Here is an 18,200-nt window from a genome sequence, read left to right as displayed (position 1 = left end):
AGCAGAACTGCCTCCTCAGCCCCGTCCCGGTTCCGCCGTCAGGTCGATCAGGCGGCAGACCGTTTCGATGTCGATCTTGACCTGGGCGATCGACGCCCGGCCCGACAGCCAGGTGATCAGGGCCGAGTGCCAGGTGTGCTCGATGACCCGGACCGCCGAGAGCTGCTCCGGGGTCGGGTGCTCCAGGCCCATCGCGTCCAGGATGATCGCCGTCGTCAGGCGGGAGACCGTGTCCACCTCGGGGCTGACGCTGCGGTCGGCGAAGGTCAGGGCGCGGACCATGGCGTCGGCGAGGTGGGGTTCGCGCTGGAGGGCGCGGAAGGCGCGCATCAGGGTTTCGGCGACCCGCTGGGCCGCGTCGTCGCCGGCCGGGGGGCGTTTGCGGAGCGTGGTGTGGAGGTGCTGGAGCTGGTCCTGCATGGTGGCGACCAGCAGATGGATCTTGGAGGGGAAGTAGCGGTAGAGGGTGCCCAGCGCGACCCCGGCCGCCTCCGCCACCTCGCGCATCTGCACCGCCTCGAAACCGCCCCGGCTGGCGAGCTGGGCGCTGGCGTGCAGGATGCGGCGGCGGCGGGCCTCCTGCCGCTCGGTCAGTGGAGGCGTCGCGCGGTCCGTCGGCGCGGGCACTGCCGGTCTGGCGTCCGCGGTCATGCTGTCCCCATCCGCGATCCGTGAGTGGTCATGATCCGCGGTCCGTGAGCCGTCACGCTCCCCGTCCGCGATCCGTGACTGGTCATCCTGTCCCCGTTCACGATCCGTGATCCGCGATCCATGGTCGGTCGTCCCGCACCCGGGCGGACGCGGTGCGTGCGTCCGGGCGCGCACAGCATGCCAGGGCGTCCGTCGTGGCGCGAATCACCTGATCCGGACCTCACACCGACGCTACCTGCCGGTAGATTCGATGCACGTCGAACGAACAAGTCTGAAACTTGTTCTAGATTAGCGCTACCGGTTACGCTCCGGCGAACACGCAGCCAGAAGGGGGCCGAGTGTGACCGCTGAGGCCATAGAGACGGGCCCCCGCACGGGCGACAGCAGCTCCATCGCCGGGGCCGGCGGCCGGCCGCTGCGCATCGCGCTCCTCACGTACAAGGGCAACCCGTTCTGCGGCGGTCAGGGCGTCTACGTACGCCACCTCGGGCGGGAGCTTGTACGGCTGGGCCACAGCGTCGAGGTCATCGGCGCGCAGCCCTACCCCGTGCTCGACGAGGGCGTTCCGCTCACCGAGCTGCCCAGCCTGGATCTGTACCGGCAGCCCGATCCGTTCCGTACGCCGAAGCGGGGCGAGTACCGGGACTGGATCGACCTCGCCGAGGTCGCCACCATGTGGACCGGCGGCTTCCCCGAACCGCTCACCTTCAGCCTCCGCGCCCGCCGCCATCTCCTCTCCCGGCGCGGTGAGTTCGACGTCGTCCACGACAACCAGACCCTCGGTTACGGGCTCCTCGGCGACCTCGGGGCCCCGCTCGTGACGACGATCCACCACCCCATCACCGTGGACCGCAGGCTCGACCTGGCCGCCGCCACCAGCCGCCGCCGCAGGGCTTCCGTACGCCGCTGGTACGCCTTCACCCGGATGCAGAAGCGGGTCGCCCGCAAGCTGGACACCGTCCTCACCGTCTCCGGCTCCTCCCGCGACGAGATAGTCGAGGACCTCGGCGTACGCAAGGACCGGATCAGCGTCGTCCACATCGGCGCCGACACCGACCTGTGGTCGCCCGACCCCTCCGTCGCCGAGGTGCCCGGCCGCATCGTCACCACCTCCAGCGCCGATGTCCCGCTCAAGGGGCTCGTCCACCTCGTCGACGCCCTCGCCAAGCTCCGTACGGAGAACCCCGACGCCCACCTCGTCGTCGTCGGCAAGCGCGCCGAGGACGGGCCGGTCGCCCGGGCCATCGAGCGGCACGGGCTGACCGGCGCCGTCGAGTTCGTCAAGGGCATCAGCGACGCCGAGCTGGTCGACCTCGTGCGCGGCGCCCAGGTCTCCTGTGTGCCCTCGCTGTACGAAGGGTTCTCGCTGCCCGCCGCCGAGGCCATGGCCACCGGCACCCCGCTCGTCGCCACGACCGGCGGCGCGATCCCCGAGGTCTCCGGCCGCGACGGGGAGACCTGCCTCGCGGTGGAGCCCGGCGACGCGGACGCGCTGGCCGGGGCGCTGGCCCGGCTGCTGGCCGACCCCGAGCTGCGCGCCCGGCTCGGTGCGGCGGGCCGGGCGCGGGTGCTCGCCAACTTCACCTGGGCCCGCGCGGCCGCCGGAACGGCCGAGCTGTACCGTCAGGCGATCGCCGCCCGCGGAGCCCGCCGGTGACTGCGCCGTATCCGCCGGTGGCGGCGTTGTACCCGCCGGTGACGGCGATCCCGTTCACCGGCACCCGTAACCCGCTTTCCTGAACCCGTACCTCCGACCTCGAAGGCAGGCCCTCGTGCTGACCGTCGACTTCACCCGCTTCCCGCTCGCCGCAGGCGACCGAGTGCTCGACCTGGGCTGCGGTGCCGGCCGGCATGCCTTCGAGTGTTACCGGCGCGGTGCGCAGGTCGTCGCCCTCGACCGGAACGGCGAGGAGATCCGCGAGGTCGCCAAGTGGTTCGCCGCGATGAAGGAGGCCGGGGAGGCCCCCGAGGGCGCCACCGCCACCGCGATGGAGGGCGACGCCCTCAACCTGCCCTTCCCCGACGACTCCTTCGACGTCGTGATCATCTCCGAGGTCATGGAGCACATCCCGGACGACAAGGGCGTCCTCGCCGAGATGGTCCGGGTCCTCAGGCCGGGCGGCCGGATCGCCATCACCGTCCCGCGCTACGGCCCCGAGAAGGTCTGCTGGACCCTCTCCGACGCCTACCACGAGGTCGAGGGCGGCCACATCCGCATCTACAAGGCCGACCAGCTCCTCGCCCGCATCCGCGAGGCCGGGCTCAAGCCGTACGGCACCCACCACGCCCACGCGCTGCACTCGCCGTACTGGTGGCTGAAGTGCGCGTTCGGCGTCGACAACGACAAGGCGCTGCCCGTGCGGGCGTACCACAAGCTGCTGGTCTGGGACATCATGAAGAAGCCGCTCGCGACCCGGCTCGCCGAGCAGCTCCTGAACCCGGTCGTCGGCAAGAGCTTCGTCGCCTACGCCACCAAGCCGCACCTTCCGAAGGCCGAGGCGTGAGCACTCCCGAACAGACCGAGCACCTTGTCCTTCCCGGGGTCCTGACCGCCGCCGAGGCCGCCGAGACGGTCGCCGCACTCGCCGCCGTACAGCGCGAGGACGGGGCGCTGCCCTGGTTCCGGGGCCACCACCTCGACCCGTGGGACCACACCGAGGCCGCCATGGCGCTGGACGCGGCGGGCGAGCACGAGGCGGCGGAGCGCGCCTACGACTGGCTGGCCCGCCACCAGAACGCGGACGGTTCCTGGTACGCCGCCTACCACGACGGCGATCCGGGGCAGCCCACCGACCTCAGCCGCGAGACCAACTTCTGCGCGTACGTGGCCGTCGGCGTCTGGCACCACTACCTCGCCACCGGGGACGACGCGTTCGTCGACCGGATGTGGCCGACCGTCTTCGCGGCGATCGAGTTCGTGCTCCGGCTCCAGCAGCCCGGCGGGCAGATCGGCTGGAAGCGGGAGGCGGACGGGACGGCGGTGAACGACGCGCTGCTGACCGGCTCGTCATCGATCCACCAGGCGCTGCGCTGTGCGCTCGCCATCGCGGAGCGGCGCGAAGAGCCGCAGCCCGACTGGGAGTTGGCGACCGGGGCGCTGGCCCACGCGATCCGCAACCACCCCGAGCGCTTCCTCGACAAGAACCGCTACTCGATGGACTGGTACTACCCGGTCCTCGGCGGCGCGATCACGGGGGCCGAGGCCACCGCCCGGATCCAGGAGGGCTGGGACCGCTTCGTCGTCCCCGGCCTCGGGGTGCGCTGCGTGCTGCCCAACCCCTGGGTGACCGGCGGCGAGAGCTGCGAACTCGCCCTCGCCCTCTGGGTGACGGGGGAGTCGGACCGGGCCCTGGAGATCCTCCAGTCCATCCAGCATCTGCGCGCCGAGGGCGGGCTGTACTGGACGGGGTACGTCTTCGAGGGCAACAAGGCCTTCTGGCCCGAGGAGCTCACCACCTGGACGGCGGGCTCCCTGCTGCTGGCGGTGGCCGCGCTCGGGGGGGACGAGGCGACCACCGCGGTCTTCTCCGGCGAGCGGCTGCCGGTCGGCCTGGAGCCGGACTGCTGTCACTGAGGGTCGTCACGGGTGCGGCCGGGCCGGCGTCAGCGGCGGATCCGGCCCGCTACCGCGTGCCCGATGAACAGGTAGACCAGGGCCGCGAGACCGTAGCCCGCGACGACCCGTGCCCACGCCCTGTCGAACGTGAACAGGTCGTACGACCAGCCTGCCAGCCAGGTGGCCGCGTCGTGCACCCACTGCACGAAGTCGTTGCCCCGGTTGGCGTCCAGCAGGTACATCAGGATCCAGAGAATGATGATGAAGGCCAGGATGTCGGCCACGGCGGCGATGATCCGCGCTGCTGTACTGCTGCCTGAGCTGGTTCTGGGAGACATGGACTCCGGGTTACCGCTTTACGCAGGGTGAAACCGGCAGGGCGGAAACGAGGCAGGCGGAAATGAGGTGAGCCGCGTCCCGCGCCGCCGCTAGGGTCCCCGCCATGACGCTTCTCTCGTACGACCGTTACTGCGACGAGGTCCTCGCCCAGACCGACGCCCTGCGTTCGGTGCTGGACGGCGCGGATCCGACCGCGACCGTCCCCTCCTGCCCCGACTGGAACCTGCGCGAGCTCGTCGTGCACGTCGGTGGCGCGTACCGCTGGGTCGGGGAGATCGTCCGGGGGCGGGCCACCGAGGAGGTTCCGGAGGAGAAGGTGCCGGGGTTCGCCGGGCCCGAGGACGACGATCCCGCCGCACTGGACGCCTGGCTCGCCGAGGGGGCGGCGGCCACCGTCGCCGCGCTGCGGGAGGCGGGGCCGGACGCGGAGGTGTGGGCCTGGGGGTGGGAGCGGAGTACGGCGTTCTGGGCGCGGCGCATGACGCACGAGATGGTGGTGCACCGGGCGGACGCGGCGCTCGCCGCGCGGGTTCCGTACACGGTCGACCCCGAGGTGGCCGCCGACACCATCGAGGAGTGGCTGCGGATCGTCTCCTTCTCCCAGGACGGCGGCGACCCGGAGGCGGCGGAACTGCGCGGCGGCGGGCGCTCGTTGCATCTGCACGCCACCGATGTGCCCGGCGCGGAGTGGCTGATCGAGTTCGGTGAGGACCGCTTCACCTGGCGGCACGCGCACGAGAAGGCGACGGTTGCGCTGCGGGGCCCGCTGACCGAGCTGATGCTTGTCTTCAACCGCCGCCTGGAGCCGACGAGTGAGCGGGTGGAGGTGCTGGGCGATGCGCGGTTGCTGGACTTCTGGCTGGACCGGTCGGCGTTCGGCTGAGGCACTGGCCGTGGAGTACGGCGCCTAACCGTTGAGCTCTGCCAGGACCCGTAGCGTCCGCGGGTCCGGGGCGGTGACCAGCAGGTCCGTCACCGGGCCCTTGCGCCACTCCGCCAGCTTCTCCGCGATCCGGGCGCGCGGGCCGATCAGGGAGATCTCGTCCGCGAAGGTGTCCGGGACCGCCCGCACCGCTTCCTCCTTGCGGCCCTGGAGGAACAGCTCCTGGATGCGCCGGGCCTCCTCCTCGAACCCCATCCGCGCCATCAGGTCCGCGTGGAAGTTGCGGGCCGCGTGGCCCATGCCGCCGATGTAGAAGCCCAGCATCGCCTTCACCGGCAGCAGGCCCTCCGCCACGTCGTCGCAGACGTGGGCGCGGGCCATCGGCGCCACCATGAAGCCCTCGCGGAGTCCGGTGAGCGCGGCCTCGTACACGTAGCTACGCCGTGGTGACCAGTACAGCGGCAGCCAGCCGTCCGCGATCCGGACCGTCTGGGCGATGTTCTTCGGGCCCTCCGCCCCCAGCAGGACGGGGAGGGAGGACCGCAGCGGGTGCGTGATCGGCTTCAGCGGTCTGCCGAGGCCGGTGGCGTCCGGGCCGGTGTACGGGTGGGAGTGGAAGCGGCCCGCCAGCTCGACCGGCGCCTGCCGGGCCAGCACCTGCCGGATCACCTCGACGTACTCCCGGGTCGCGGTCAGCGGGCTCCGCGGGAACGGGCGGCCGTACCACCCCTCCACCACCTGCGGCCCGGACAGCCCGAGGCCGAGCAGCATCCGGCCGCCCGAGAGATGGTCCAGGGTCAGCGCGTGCATGGCCGTCGCGGTCGGGGTGCGGGCCGCCATCTGCGCGATGCCCGTACCCAGCCGGATACGGGAGGTGTGGGCGGCGATCCAGGTCAGCGGGGTGAAGGCGTCCGATCCCCACGCCTCCGCCGTCCACACCGAGTCGTAGCCGAGCCGCTCCGCCTCCTGGGCGAGGGCGAGATGGCGGGGGTCCGGGCCCCGGCCCCAGTATCCGAGTGCGAGTCCGAGCCGCATTCCGTTGCCTCCGGCCGTAAGTGACGATCCGTCAGGTGGTGGCGGTGCGGGACGGACTGTACGACAACGGCCCCCCGCCCGGAAGGGCGGGGGGCCGCGGTGCGATGCGGTGCGGTGTGCGCAGGGTCAGCCGCGCTGGATGCCCGTCGTGTCCTGGAGCACGCCGCGACGGCCGTCCTGGGTCTGGGCGATGAGGCCCTGGCCGCGCTGCTCGACCGCGAGGTACCAGGTGCCCGGCGCCAGCTCGGCGATCGGGTTCGGGGCGCCGTCCTCGCCGTAGAGCGGGCGGGCCACCGGTACGGCGAACCAGAACGGGGTGAAGTCGCCCGCCGGAGCCGCGCCGCCCTGCGGGGCGGCCTGCTGGGCCTGGGCGGCCTGCGCCTGGGCCGGGTCGGCCTGACCCGGCTGCCCCTGCTGGCCGGGGGCGCCGGGGTAGCCGTAGCCCTGGCCGGGCTGGGCGCCGTAGGGCTGCTGCTGGGCGCCCGGGTACCCGTAGCCCTGGCTGGGCTGGCCACCGTACGGCGGCTGCACGGCCTGCGGCTTGGGGGCGCCGACCAGCGGGGCCTTGAGCGCGGGGACCAGCGGGCCCGCGATCGCTCCGGCGGCGAGCACGATGGTGGCCAGCAGGCCGAGGATCAGACCGGCACCGGCGTCGTTGAAGGAGATGATGGTCCAGAAGGCGGTCCACAGCGCGAAGACGGTGAACGCGGCCCCGAACTGGCCGAGGTCGAAGCCCACGACCTTGCGGCCGGGGGTCAGACGGCCGACGATCACCAGCGCCGCGCCGATGATGCCCGCGAGGAAGATGCTCATCAGGAGCCCGAGCGAGTCCCAGGCGTTCGCGTTGTTGATGCGGGAGCAGTCCACGCCGCGGGGGCAGTCGAAACCGGAGAGGTCGAGGAAAGAGGCGACGAACAGCACGACCGCTGCTCCGATCACCACGCCGTCGCCTCGAGTGAGGGAGCGGATATTCACGTGAAGGTCCTTAGTCGGTCGTCTCGTCGGGGCGGTCGTCGCTGCCGCCTGTGCGGCGGGTACGGCACGAAGCTCGGAAGTGGCTCCCCATCGTACGGATGAATCTATCGTCTGCCCGGGCGGGTTGCCCCCCTGTCCGGGGCTTGAACCGTTATCCCCCCAATATCCCCGCAGACCTACCCCTTCAGGTAGCCGGTGATGCCGTCCGCCAGCCCCTGGGCCGCCTTCTGCCGCCAGCCCGCGCTGGTGAGGAGGGCCGCGTCCTGCGGGTCACGCATGTTGCCGCACTCCACGAAGACCTTGGGCACGGTCGACAGGTTCAGTCCGCCGAGGTCGTCGCGGGTGTCCAGGCCGGTGCCGCCCCCGATGTAGTTCGAGGGCGCGCTCCCGGTGGAGCGGACGAAGTGCCCCGCGATCCGGGCCCCGAGATTGGCCGAACTCTTCACGATCTTCGAGGTGTCCGCCCCGCCGCCCTTCACCGCCGCGGGCAGGATCACATGGAAGCCCCGGTTGCCCACCGCCGATCCGTCCGCGTGGACCGAGACCACCGCGTCGGCCTTCGCCTCGTTGCCGATCCGGGCCCGCTCGTCGATGCAGGGCCCGAACGGCCGGTCGTCGTCGTGCGTCAGCAGGACCCGGGCCCCCTGTGCCTCCAGCAACTCCCGGAGCCGGTGCGACACGTCGAGGGTGAACCGGGCCTCCGGGTAACCGGCGTTCGTGGACGTGCCGGTCGTGTCGCACTCCTTGCGCCCGGTGCCGATGTCGACCTGTTCGTTGATCTCCCGGGTGTGCTCGCGGTTGCGCGGATTGTGGCCGGGGTCGATCACCACGGTCCGGCCGGTCAGGGGGCCTCGGGGCAGCGGCTCGGCGGTGGGCCCGGAGGTCGGTCCGGTGGTCGCCTCGGTGGTCGGCGTCGTGGTGGAAGGCGTGGAAGGCATCGCGGTGGTCGGCGCTGGGGACGCCGAGGCGGCGCCCCCGCCCGGCCGGGGCGAGGCCGCACCGGCCTCCTCCGGGTCCGGGCCGCCGCCGCATCCGGTGACAGCCGTCAGGCAGAGCGCGGCCAGCGCGGCGGCCACCAGGAGGGGCCGCCGGGTGCGGCGGGTGGGGGGAACGCTGTCGTCGTACGGCACGCGGCGATGCTATCCGTACGGGGGCGTCGCGCCGGGGTACGCCTTCAGACCCGGGCCCGTACGTCTCAGACCGCGGGCCGGTGCGCCGTGGCACCCGGGCCCGTGCGCCGCAGACCGCGGGCCGGTGCGCTGCGGCACCCGGGCCCGCATGTCTCAGGCCGCGGGCCGGTGCGCCGCAGACCCCGGGCCCGTACGCCTCAGATCCCCGGCCCCGTCCGCCGCAGCACCCGCAGGGAGTCCGTCGCCGATACCTCCGTGAACGCCCCCGAGGCCAGCGCCCGCAGGTACACCCGGTACGGGGCCTGCCCGCCGTGGGCCGGGTCGGGGAACACGTCGTGGATCACCAGGAGGCCGCCCTCGGCGAGGTGCGGGGCCCAGCCCTCGTAGTCGCCGTTCGCGTGCTCGTCGGTGTGGCCGCCGTCGATGAAGACCAGGCCGAGCGGCCCGGCCCAGACCGCGGCGACCTGCGGGGAGCGGCCGACGAGCGCCACCACGTGCTCCTCCAGACGGGCCCGGTGCAGGGTGCGGCGGAACGTCGGCAGGGTGTCCATCAGCCCGACCTCCGGGTCCACCACGTCCGGGTCGTGGTACTCCCAGCCCGGCTGCTGCTCCTCGCTGCCCCGGTGGTGGTCCACGGTGAGGGCGCTCACCCCGGCCGTCCGGGCCGCGTCGGCCAGCAGGATCGTGGAGCGCCCGCAGTACGTGCCTACCTCCAGCAGGGGCAGCCCCAGCGCACCGGCCCCGGCGGCGGCCGCGTACAGGGCGAGCCCCTCGTGGACCGGCATGAAGCCCTTGGCGGCCTCGAACGCGGCGAGCACTTCCGGGGAGGGGGCGGCGGCGGTCACGGGATTCCTCCAGGTGGGACGGGTCTGCTGACGACGGCGCCCCATCGTGCCGCACGTTCCGGCCGGCCCTTCCGGCGGGGGCGGCCCCCGGGCCCGTACGCCACCACAGGCCTGTGATTGACCCATGATTTTGCCGGAAGAATGCACCATCTCCCGGGTCGCTTCCGCGTCTACGGTCGTTGCATGACCACTTACCAGGTGCCTCAGCGCATGAACTTCACCACCGTCGCTCCCAAGGTCTTCAAGGCCGTTCTCGCCCTCGACGCCGCCGCCCGTGAGGGGATCGACCCCGTTCTGCTGGAGCTGGTGCAGATCCGCGCCTCGCAGGTCAACCGCTGTGCGTACTGCATCGACTACCACACCTCCGACGCCCGCAAGGCGGGGGAGACGGAGGAGCGGATCTACCAGCTCTCCGCGTGGGAGGAGTCGAGCCTCTTCACCGAGAAGGAGCGGGCGGCCCTGGCGCTGACCGAGGCCGTCACCCTCCTGCCCCAGGGCGTTTCGGACGAGGTGTACGCACAGGCCGCGGCGCACTTCGAGGAGAAGGAGCTCGCTCAGCTCATCGCCCTCATCTTCACGGTCAACGCCTGGAACCGCATGAACGTCGCCACGCGCAAGACGCCCGGCACCGAGTAGCCGGAAGCCCCCTCAGCCCGGGCGGTGGCCGCCTCACTCCCCTTGGCGGCCGCCGCCCGTTCCATGCCCTCGGCCTTTTCCGTCCTCCCCGTCCTCCCCGTCCTCACCCACGCCTTCCCGTCCTCACTCATGAAGGGCTGACCACGCCATGACCACCGTCGAGACCGGGGTCTCCGCCGACACCGGCCGTTCACCCGTCAAGGGGTGGCTCGCCGTTCTGGCGGTCACCCTGGGCATCTTCTCCCTGATGACCTCCGAGCTGCTTCCCGTGGGGCTGCTCACCCCCGTCGGTACCGCCCTGGACGTCTCCGAGGGCACCGCCGGGCTGATGGTGACAGTGCCCGGCCTGGTCGCCGCCGTCTCCGCGCCCCTGGTCACCGTGGCCACCGGGCGCATCGACCGCCGGATCGTCCTGGTGGTCCTGATCGGCCTGATGGGCGCGGCCAACCTGGCCTCCGCCTTCGCCACCAGCTTCACGGTGGTCCTCGTCGCCCGGTTCCTGATCGGCGTCAGCGTCGGCGGCTTCTGGTCCATCGCCGGAGGCATCGCCCTGCGCCTGGTGCCCGCCAAACATGTCGCCCGGGCCACCGCCGTCATCTTCGGCGGGGTGGAGACCGCGTCCGTCCTGGGCGTGCCGCTCGGTACGTTCATCGGGGACCTCAGCGGCTGGCGTACGGCGTTCGGCGCCGTGGGCGTCCTCGGGCTGGTCTCCCTGGTCTGCATGCTCTTCCTCATGCCGAAGGTCCCGGCCGAGCAGAGCATCTCGTTCTCGGCCCTGCCGAAGGTCTTCAGGACCAACGCGGGAGTCCGCATCGGTATCGCCCTCACCTTCCTGGTCATCACCGGTCACTTCCTGGCCTACACGTTCGTCCGGCCGATCCTCCAGGAGGACGGGATCAGGTCCGGCGCGATCGGCGTGCTGCTGCTGACCTTCGGAGTCGCGGGCATCTGCGGCAACTTCATCGCCGGGGCCCTCATCACCAGGAGCCTGCGGAAGACCGTCATGGGCATCTCGGTGGTCCTCACCGCGGGCATGGTCGTCCTCGCGGTCGTCGACACCAACGCCTTCACCGCCGGGGCCATCCTGGTCCTGTGGGGTCTGGGTTACGGGGCGGTGCCGGTCACCTTCCAGAGCTGGATCATGGACGCGGCCCCGGAAGCCACCGAGGCGGCCACCTCGCTGTACGTCTCCGCGTTCAACCTCTCCATCGCGCTCGGCGCGCTCTTCGGCGGCTTCGCCGTCGACGGGGTCGGTGCCACCAGCGTGCTGTGGATCGGGGCAGGGCTGGCCTTCCTGGCGCTGTTCGTGGTGGGTGGCACCCGTGACTCCGGGAATCGGCAAGCCTCTTAGCGGCTTCCTGACCTTCCGTTCCGGCCTTCCGTCCCGGCCTTCCGTCGTAGTGAAACGTGTTCTACTCTTGCGCCGTTCCAGTGGCTGCGACCGGCGGGATTCGCATGGGCATCGGCACGGGTACGCGTACGGGTACGGGTATCGGGATCACGGAGGAGCACCGCGCGCTGGCGCACTCCGTACGGGGGTGGCTGGCGCGGGCCGTGCCGCCCGGCGAGGTGCGCAAGCTCCTGGACGCGGGGAGCCCGGCTGCCCCCGGGGTGCGCCCCGCGCACTGGGAGGCGCTTGCCGGGCAGGGGCTGACCGGGGTTCATCTGCCCGAGGAGTACGGGGGTGGGGGCGGCGGTCTCCTCGACCTGGCCGTGGTCCTGGAGGAGGCGGCGTACGGCTCGCTGCCGGGGCCGTACCTCGCGACGGTGCTGGTGGGCGCGGTGCTGGACCGGGCGGCGGGGTCCGGTGGCGCGGCCCCGGACCGGGGCGCGGGAGCCGAGGGTGTCGCCCCCCGCCGGGGCGCGGCCCCCGGGGCCCGTGACCTGCTCCGGTGCATCGCCGCCGGGACCCGTACCGCCGCCCTCGCCCTCACCCCCGGCACCCTCACCGCCACCCCCGCCCCGGCCGAGGGCGGCCACCGCCTCGACGGGACCGCGCCGCCCGTCCTCTCCGCCGAGGCGGCCGACCTGCTGCTCCTCCCCGCCGCCACGCCCTCCGGCGAGCGCTGGTTCCTCGTGGACGCCGGGGCCGACGGGCTCACCGTGCGCCCGCACCGCAGCGTCGACCCGACCCGGCCGACCGCCGAGGTGCGGGCCGACGCCGTCCACGTACCGGAACACCTGACCCTGCCTCTCGACTCCGCGCTCGTCCGCGACCTGGCCGCCGTCCTCCTCGCCGCCGACGCCTGCGGGACCGCCGCCCGGAGTCTGGACACCGCCGTCCAGCACGCGGGCGTACGCGAGCAGTTCGGGCGGCCCATCGGGGCGTTCCAGGCGGTCAAGCACCTCTGCGCCGATATGCTCGTCCGCCTCGAACAGGCCCGTGCCCTGACCTGGGACGCGGCCCGTGCCGCCGATGAACAGCCTCAAGTCCGCGCGCTCACCGCCGCCTTGGCCGCCGCCACCGCCCCGGAGGCCGCGTACACCTGCGCCAAGGGCGCCATCCAGATCCTCGGTGGCATCGGCTTCACCTGGGAGCACGACGCCCACATCTCCTTGCGCCGGGCCGTTCTCGCCCGTCAGCTCCTCGGCGCCGCCGACACCCACCGGCTGCGCGCCGCCCGCCTCGCCGAGGGCGGGGCCCGCCGTGAACTCGCCCTGGAACTCCCCGCCGAGGCCGCCCGCCACCGCGCCGAGGCCCGCCCTCACCTTGCCGCCGCCCGGGGCCTGTCACCCCACGAGGCCCGCCGCGCCCTCGCCGCCACCGGTTACGCCGCCCCGCACCTCCCGGCCCCGTACGGACTGGGCGCAGGCCCCGTACAACAGCTCGCGATCCAGCAGGAGTTGAGCGAGCAGGGCGTCCGGATCGGCGATCTGTCCATCGCCACCTGGGTGGTGCCGTCGCTCATCGCGTACGGGACCGAGGCGCAGCGGGAGCGCTATCTCCCCGCCACTCTGCGCGGCGACCTCCAGTGGTGCCAGCTCTTCTCCGAACCCGAGGCCGGGTCCGACCTCGCCGCCCTGCGCACCCGCGCCGTACGGACCGGCGAGGGCTGGCGGATCACCGGGCAGAAGATCTGGACGAGCGCCGCCCGCACCGCCGACCACGGCATCCTGCTGGCCCGGACCGACCCGGACGCCCCCAAGCACCGGGGGCTCACCTACTTCCTGGTCGACATGAAGAACACCGAAGGCATCGACATCCGACCGCTGAAGGAGATCACCGGGGACGCCCTCTTCAACGAGGTGTACTTCGACGACGTGCTCCTCCCCGCCGACGCCGTCGTGGGCGAGGTCGGCGGCGGCTGGCGCGTCGCCCGCAACACGCTCGGCAACGAACGCGTCCACATGGCCGACCAGATGACCTTCGACAGCGGCCTCGAAGCGCTGATCGCCCGCTCGGCGGAGACCGATGAGGTGACCCGTACCCGGATCGGCGCGCTTGCCGCCGAGGCCCACGCCCTCGCCTGCATCGGGTTGCGCACCACGCTCCGGCAGGTCTCCGGGACCGAGCCGGGCGCCGGGGCCTCCGTACGGAAGCTCGTCCAGACCGTCCACCAGCAGAAGGTCGCCGAACTCACCCTCGAACTCCTCGGCCCGGCAGGCGCGGTGGACGAGCCGGCGGCCGGTGAGCGGGCTCTGCACGGCTTCCTGATGTCCCGCTGTCTGACCATCGCGGGCGGCACCACCCAGATCCAGCTCAACGTCGTCGCCGAGCGGATCCTCGGCCTCCCCCGGGACTGACCACACCGAACGCAGAGAGGACGCGGAACATGAAGGCCTACATCGTCGGCGTCGGCATGACGAAGTTCGAGAAGCCCGAGACCCGCGACTGGCAGTACTGGGACATGGTCCGCGAGGCGGGCACCGCGGCGCTGGAGGACGCGGGGGTCCGGTACGAGCAGGTCGAACAGGTCCCCGTCGGCTACTGCTTCCAGCCGTCCACCGCCGGACAGCGGGCCGTCTACGAGCTGGGTCTGACCGGCGTCCCGGTCTGCAACGTCAACAACAACTGCGCCACCGGCTCCACCGCGCTCATGCTGGCCCGGCAGTTCGTGGCGGGCGGCGGCAGCGACTGCGTTCTGGCGGTCGGCTTCGAGAAGATGGCGCGCGGGTCGCTGGGCGGTGGCGGCTCCGACGGCGGCGAGGACTTCGCGGCCTCGCCCGTCGCCCGGCACTACGGGATCATGGCGGCCGCCCACGGCTTCGCGATGTCCCCGCCCACCGCCCAGATCTTCGGCAACGCGGCCCGCGAGCACATGGAGCGGTACGGGACCACGCCCGCGCAGCTCGCGGCCGTCGGGGCCAAGAACCACCGGCACTCGGTGCACAACCCGTACGCCCAGTTCCAGGACCCGTACACGGTGGCGGAGGTCCTGGCCGCCCGTACCGTCCACGATCCCCTCACCAAGCTCCAGTGCTCACCCACCTCCGACGGCGCGGCGGCGGCCGTGGTCGTCTCCGAGCGGTTCGTCGAGCGCCATGGCCTGGGCGAGCGGGCCGTGGAGATCGCCGCCCAGGCCATGGCCACCGACACCGGCGCCTCCTTCGCCTCCGGCACCTGCGTCGACGCGGTCGGCACCCCGATGTCCCGGGCCGCCGCCCGGCAGGTGTACGCGGCCTCCGGCCTCGGGCCCGGCGATCTCGACGTGATCGAGCTGCACGACTGCTTCTCCGTCAACGAGCTCCTCACCTACGAGGCTCTCGGGCTCTGCGGCGAGGGGGAGTCGGGCAAGCTCGTGGAGTCCGGGGCGACCACGTACGGCGGGCGGTGGGTGGTGAACCCGTCGGGCGGGCTGATCTCCAAGGGGCATCCGCTGGGCGCGACCGGGATCGCCCAGGCCGCCGAGCTGACCTGGCAGTTGCGCGGCGAGGCCGGTCCACGACAGGTCCCGGGCGCCCGCACCGGCCTCGCCCACAACATCGGACTGGGCGGGGCGGCGGTGGTCACGCTGCTGCGGCGGAGGTGAGGGAGGCGTGCCCGGCCGGTGCGTGCCCGGCCGGACGTGTTCAGCGGATCGTGCGCGTCACGGTGCTCAACAGACCTTGTGCGTCACGGTTGTTCGGAGTCGGCCGGCCGGGCGGGCAGATGGCTCCGACCTCCACCTGCCGCGTCGTCCGCGAGGAAGTCGGCTGGTAGCTGTTCATCCGGTGGATGTCGCCGATGCCGGGGTGGACGACGGCGGGCAGGTCGAGCACCGCCCTGAACTCGTCCTCGACTTCGAGGATCCACTGCTGCGAGGCCGCGTCGGCGCCGCCGGCCTGGGGCCACTGCTCCAGCGGGGCGCTCGGCTGCGTGCTGAAGCTCTTGACGTTGGCCGGCAGTCGGCTCCTGTCGCTGATGATCTGTACGGCCCCGGGCACGGAGTTCACGGCCGGAGATGAGCCGATCACGCTGAGTTGAGGCCGTGCAGGGGGTGAACCGGCCACGGAACCCGGCCGGGGTCCGCTCCGGACCGGCCTGTCCGGGGTCCTGGGCCGCTCCGGCTCCAGGATCTCCGGCCGATACCCGATGTACGGGGCACCCACTACCTGCGACCATGACGGGCATGGCAGACGTCCCGGCACCCGCGCCCACCCGTACCTCCCGATCCCGCATACCCACCGCCGCCTGGGCCGTCGTGCTCGCCGCCTGCACGGGACAGTTCCTCGTCGTCCTCGACGTGTCCGTGGTCAATGTGGCGCTGCCCTCCATGCGGGCCGACCTGGGGCTGAGCCACAGTGCGCTCCAGTGGGTCGTCAACGCCTACTCGATCGCGTTCGCCGGGTTCATGCTGCTGGGCGGGCGGGCCGCCGACATCTACGGGCGCAAGCGGATGTTCCTCGTCGGGCTCGGTGTCTTCACCGTCGCCTCCCTGGCGGGCGGCCTCGCCCAGGAGGGCTGGCAGCTCCTCGCGGCCCGTGGGGCCCAGGGGCTCGGGGCCGCCGTCCTGGCCCCCGCCACCCTGACCATCCTCACGGCGGCCGTGCCCGAGGGGCCCGCCCGGACCCGGGCGATAGCGACCTGGATGGCGGTCGGCGCGGGCGGCGGCGCGGCCGGGGGCCTCATCGGCGGGATCCTCACCGACGCCCTCTCCTGGCGCTGGGTCCTCCTCATCAACGTGCCCATCGGCGCGCTCGTCCTGGTCGCCGCCGCCCTGTGGATCACCGAGGGCCGGGCGGGCGACCGCCGCCGCATCGACCTGCTGGGGGCGGTCCTGGTCACCGCGGGCCTCGCCACCGTCGCGTACGGCATCGTCCAGACCGAGGCCGTGGGCTGGACGGCCGCCGCCACCCTCGTACCGCTGCTCTCCGGGGCGGTGCTGCTGGCCACCTTCGTCCTGGTCGAGGCGCGGACGGCGGTCCCGCTGATCCCGCTGCGGGTCTTCGGCGTACGGGCGGTCTCCTCGGCCAACGTGGCGATGTTCCTCATGGGGTCGGCGACCTTCTCCATGTGGTACTTCATGACCGTCTACGCCCAGAACGTGCTCGGCTACACGCCGTTGCAGGCCGGGCTCGCCCTGATACCGACCTCGGCCGCCGTCATCCTCGGCTCCAAGGCGGCACCCCGCATCATGGTGCGTACGGGGGCCAAGAGCCTCGCCGTCGCCGGGGTGCTGATCACCGCCGCGGGGTTCGGCTGGCAGTCCACCATGGGCGTCGACGGCTCCTACCTCACCGCGATCTGTCTGCCCGGCGTCCTGATGATGGCCGGTGCCGGTCTCGCCTCCACCCCGCTGGCCACCCTCGCCACCTCCGGCGCGGCCCCCGGGGACGCCGGACTCGTCTCCGGTCTGGTCAACACCTCGCGCACCATGGGCGGCGCGCTCGGCCTCGCGGTGCTCTCCACGGTCGCCGCCGCCCGCACGGCGGGCTCCCTCGACGCGGCCGAGGTCACCGCCGGGTACGCGGCCGCCTTCCGCACGGCGTGCGGGGTGCTGCTGCTCGGGGTGGTGGTGATGCTGGTGTGGCTGCCGAACCACCGGACGCGCCGCCTGCGGGAGGAGCGGGCGGTGGAAGCGAAGGCGAAGGGGGAGACGAAGGTGAAGGCGCAGCCGCAGGAGCGGGTCTGAGCGCCTCGGCCACCTGGACCTGACGTGGTGTCAGCAGTCTTCCCAACTTCGGAGGGCTGCGTTATACATGGGCCATCGGCTAGAACGCGTTCTAGAACGGCGTGCCCTGCCGGTCCCCGCACGGCCTCGGTGCGGTAGGTGGTGCGGACAGCCGCGCCGAGGTCTTCCACCGTCGGTCTCCCCGTCAAGGAGCGGCTTCGCCATGCCCATCGATGCCCGAACGGCCCTCGCCGCCGACCCCCGCCGAGCCGAGATCGCCTGGACCCCCAAGGACGTCCAGCTCTACCACCTGGGCCTCGGCGCGGGCACCCCCGCCACCGACCCCGACGAGCTGCGCTACACCCTGGAGTCCCGGCTCCAGGTGCTGCCGAGCTTCGCCACCGTCGCGGGCGCGGGAACGGCCGCGTTCGGCGGGATGGGCGCGCCCGGGATCGACGTGGACCTGGCCGCCGTCCTGCACGGCGGGCAGTCCGTACGTGTCCACCGGCCCATCCCCGTGACCGGCCGGGCCGTGCAGACCTCGAAGGTCGCGGCGGTGTACGACAAGGGCAGGGCGGCCGTCATCGTGCTGCGTACCGAGGCGGGCGACGACGAGGGGCCGCTCTGGACCAACGACGCCCAGATCTTCGTACGGGGAGAAGGCGGGTTCGGCGGCGAGCGCGGGCCCTCCGACCGGCTCGCCCTGCCCGACCGGGCGCCGGACCGCACGGTGGAGCGCCCGATCCGCGAGGACCAGGCGCTGCTGTACCGGCTCTCCGGGGACGGGAACCCGCTGCACGCCGACCCCGCCTTCGCCAAGCTCGCGGGCTTCGACCGGCCGATCCTGCACGGGCTGTGCACGTACGGCATGACCCTGAAGGCCGTCACCGACACCCTGCTGGACGGTGACACCTCCCGTATCGCCGCCTACCGCACCCGCTTCGCCGGAGTGGTCTTCCCCGGCGAGACCCTGCGCATCCGGATGTGGACGGTGGCGGACGGCCGCGTCCAGGTGGCGGTCACCGCCGCCGAGCGGGACGACGCCCCGGTCCTCGCCGACACGCTCGTCGAGCACTCCCAGTACCTCTGAGCACTCCTGAGCACTCCCGAACCCAGCAA

Annotated in this window: 17 protein-coding genes; 10 read left to right on the top strand and 7 right to left on the bottom strand. The window is 72.7% G+C overall.

What is annotated here, in order from left to right; all coding sequences use genetic code 11:
- Nucleotides 1-15 precede the first annotated feature (15 nt).
- On the bottom strand, nucleotides 16-651 hold the full coding sequence (locus tag ACFW9Z_RS00720; RefSeq protein ID WP_384632186.1) for a TetR family transcriptional regulator: 636 nt from the start codon (nucleotides 649-651) through the stop codon (nucleotides 16-18).
- A gap of 340 nt (nucleotides 652-991) precedes the next feature.
- Between ACFW9Z_RS00720 and ACFW9Z_RS00715 the strand changes: the two genes are divergently transcribed.
- From ACFW9Z_RS00715 to ACFW9Z_RS00705, 3 genes are all read left to right on the top strand, one after another.
- Nucleotides 992-2,308, top strand: a complete 1,317-nt coding sequence (locus ACFW9Z_RS00715; RefSeq protein WP_384632183.1) for a glycosyltransferase family 4 protein — start codon at nucleotides 992-994, stop codon at nucleotides 2,306-2,308.
- 115 nt (nucleotides 2,309-2,423) lie between these two features.
- The gene (locus ACFW9Z_RS00710; protein ID WP_384632180.1) at nucleotides 2,424-3,155 is read left to right on the top strand and encodes a class I SAM-dependent methyltransferase; all 732 of its coding nucleotides are present in this window, start codon (nucleotides 2,424-2,426) and stop codon (nucleotides 3,153-3,155) included.
- Entirely contained in the window at nucleotides 3,152-4,225 is a 1,074-nt protein-coding gene (locus ACFW9Z_RS00705; RefSeq protein WP_384632177.1) for a prenyltransferase, read from the top strand. The genes ACFW9Z_RS00710 and ACFW9Z_RS00705 overlap by 4 nt, the downstream gene beginning before the upstream one ends.
- Nucleotides 4,226-4,254: 29 nt before the next feature.
- Here ACFW9Z_RS00705 and ACFW9Z_RS00700 read toward each other — a convergent pair whose 3' ends face one another.
- Nucleotides 4,255-4,545 carry a hypothetical protein gene (locus tag ACFW9Z_RS00700; RefSeq protein ID WP_384632174.1) on the bottom strand — a complete coding sequence of 97 codons (291 nt, stop codon included), beginning with the start codon at nucleotides 4,543-4,545 and terminating at the stop codon, nucleotides 4,255-4,257.
- Between the two features lie 104 nt (nucleotides 4,546-4,649).
- Between ACFW9Z_RS00700 and ACFW9Z_RS00695 the strand changes: the two genes are divergently transcribed.
- Complete coding sequence (locus ACFW9Z_RS00695; RefSeq protein WP_384632172.1) at nucleotides 4,650-5,429, top strand: maleylpyruvate isomerase family mycothiol-dependent enzyme; 780 nt, start codon at nucleotides 4,650-4,652, stop codon at nucleotides 5,427-5,429.
- A gap of 24 nt (nucleotides 5,430-5,453) precedes the next feature.
- Here the strand turns inward: ACFW9Z_RS00695 and ACFW9Z_RS00690 are convergent, their stop codons facing one another.
- The 4 genes from ACFW9Z_RS00690 to ACFW9Z_RS00675 form a co-directional block, all read right to left on the bottom strand.
- Entirely contained in the window at nucleotides 5,454-6,464 is a 1,011-nt protein-coding gene (locus ACFW9Z_RS00690) for an LLM class F420-dependent oxidoreductase (protein WP_384632170.1), read from the bottom strand.
- 126 nt (nucleotides 6,465-6,590) lie between these two features.
- Nucleotides 6,591-7,406: a hypothetical protein gene (locus ACFW9Z_RS00685; protein ID WP_384632167.1), complete on the bottom strand. Its 816-nt coding sequence runs from the start codon at nucleotides 7,404-7,406 to the stop codon at nucleotides 6,591-6,593.
- A 209-nt stretch (nucleotides 7,407-7,615) separates the two neighbouring features.
- Nucleotides 7,616-8,569, bottom strand: a complete 954-nt coding sequence (locus tag ACFW9Z_RS00680; protein WP_384632164.1) for an N-acetylmuramoyl-L-alanine amidase — start codon at nucleotides 8,567-8,569, stop codon at nucleotides 7,616-7,618.
- A gap of 197 nt (nucleotides 8,570-8,766) precedes the next feature.
- A complete protein-coding gene (locus ACFW9Z_RS00675; RefSeq protein ID WP_384632161.1) occupies nucleotides 8,767-9,414 on the bottom strand; it encodes a class I SAM-dependent methyltransferase in 648 nt (215 codons plus the stop codon).
- Nucleotides 9,415-9,597: 183 nt separating this feature from the next.
- Between ACFW9Z_RS00675 and ACFW9Z_RS00670 the strand changes: the two genes are divergently transcribed.
- From ACFW9Z_RS00670 to ACFW9Z_RS00655, 4 genes are all read left to right on the top strand, one after another.
- The gene (locus ACFW9Z_RS00670; RefSeq protein ID WP_384632158.1) at nucleotides 9,598-10,050 is read left to right on the top strand and encodes a carboxymuconolactone decarboxylase family protein; all 453 of its coding nucleotides are present in this window, start codon (nucleotides 9,598-9,600) and stop codon (nucleotides 10,048-10,050) included.
- A 148-nt stretch (nucleotides 10,051-10,198) separates the two neighbouring features.
- Nucleotides 10,199-11,401 (top strand): MFS transporter, encoded by a 1,203-nt coding sequence (locus ACFW9Z_RS00665; protein WP_384632156.1) that lies wholly within the window; start codon nucleotides 10,199-10,201, stop codon nucleotides 11,399-11,401.
- Nucleotides 11,402-11,505: 104 nt separating this feature from the next.
- Entirely contained in the window at nucleotides 11,506-13,794 is a 2,289-nt protein-coding gene (locus ACFW9Z_RS00660) for an acyl-CoA dehydrogenase (RefSeq protein WP_384632153.1), read from the top strand.
- Between the two features lie 29 nt (nucleotides 13,795-13,823).
- Nucleotides 13,824-15,020 carry a lipid-transfer protein gene (locus tag ACFW9Z_RS00655; RefSeq protein WP_384632150.1) on the top strand — a complete coding sequence of 399 codons (1,197 nt, stop codon included), beginning with the start codon at nucleotides 13,824-13,826 and terminating at the stop codon, nucleotides 15,018-15,020.
- A gap of 40 nt (nucleotides 15,021-15,060) precedes the next feature.
- Here ACFW9Z_RS00655 and ACFW9Z_RS00650 read toward each other — a convergent pair whose 3' ends face one another.
- Nucleotides 15,061-15,423, bottom strand: a complete 363-nt coding sequence (locus ACFW9Z_RS00650) for an RICIN domain-containing protein (RefSeq protein WP_384632147.1) — start codon at nucleotides 15,421-15,423, stop codon at nucleotides 15,061-15,063.
- Nucleotides 15,424-15,590: 167 nt separating this feature from the next.
- Here ACFW9Z_RS00650 and ACFW9Z_RS00645 point away from each other — a divergent pair, with 167 nt between their 5' ends.
- Entirely contained in the window at nucleotides 15,591-17,102 is a 1,512-nt protein-coding gene (locus tag ACFW9Z_RS00645; RefSeq protein ID WP_384632144.1) for an MFS transporter, read from the top strand.
- A 202-nt stretch (nucleotides 17,103-17,304) separates the two neighbouring features.
- Nucleotides 17,305-18,171, top strand: a complete 867-nt coding sequence (locus ACFW9Z_RS00640; protein WP_384632141.1) for a MaoC/PaaZ C-terminal domain-containing protein — start codon at nucleotides 17,305-17,307, stop codon at nucleotides 18,169-18,171.
- Nucleotides 18,172-18,200: the final 29 nt, after the last annotated feature.

Origin of the sequence: Streptomyces sp. NPDC059452 (genome assembly GCF_042750035.1) — a bacterium.
Taxonomy (GTDB): Bacteria; Actinomycetota; Actinomycetes; order Streptomycetales; family Streptomycetaceae; genus Streptomyces.
The sequence above is the reverse complement of the archived record's forward strand: the minus strand, read 5'-3'. Positions and strand labels throughout refer to the sequence as shown.

Bases quoted from the DNA above. Each gene is read 5' to 3' on its own strand.
- ACFW9Z_RS00720 (WP_384632186.1), bottom strand. From the start codon at position 651: ATGACCGCGGACGCCAGACCGGCAGTGCCCGCGCCGACGGACCGCGCG.
- ACFW9Z_RS00700 (WP_384632174.1), bottom strand. From the start codon at position 4,545: ATGTCTCCCAGAACCAGCTCAGGCAGCAGTACAGCAGCGCGGATCATC.
- ACFW9Z_RS00695 (WP_384632172.1), top strand. From the start codon at position 4,650: ATGACGCTTCTCTCGTACGACCGTTACTGCGACGAGGTCCTCGCCCAG.
- ACFW9Z_RS00690 (WP_384632170.1), bottom strand. From the start codon at position 6,464: ATGCGGCTCGGACTCGCACTCGGATACTGGGGCCGGGGCCCGGACCCC.
- ACFW9Z_RS00670 (WP_384632158.1), top strand. From the start codon at position 9,598: ATGACCACTTACCAGGTGCCTCAGCGCATGAACTTCACCACCGTCGCT.
- ACFW9Z_RS00665 (WP_384632156.1), top strand. From the start codon at position 10,199: ATGACCACCGTCGAGACCGGGGTCTCCGCCGACACCGGCCGTTCACCC.
- ACFW9Z_RS00660 (WP_384632153.1), top strand. From the start codon at position 11,506: ATGGGCATCGGCACGGGTACGCGTACGGGTACGGGTATCGGGATCACG.
- ACFW9Z_RS00655 (WP_384632150.1), top strand. From the start codon at position 13,824: ATGAAGGCCTACATCGTCGGCGTCGGCATGACGAAGTTCGAGAAGCCC.
- ACFW9Z_RS00645 (WP_384632144.1), top strand. From the start codon at position 15,591: ATGACGGGCATGGCAGACGTCCCGGCACCCGCGCCCACCCGTACCTCC.
- ACFW9Z_RS00640 (WP_384632141.1), top strand. From the start codon at position 17,305: ATGCCCATCGATGCCCGAACGGCCCTCGCCGCCGACCCCCGCCGAGCC.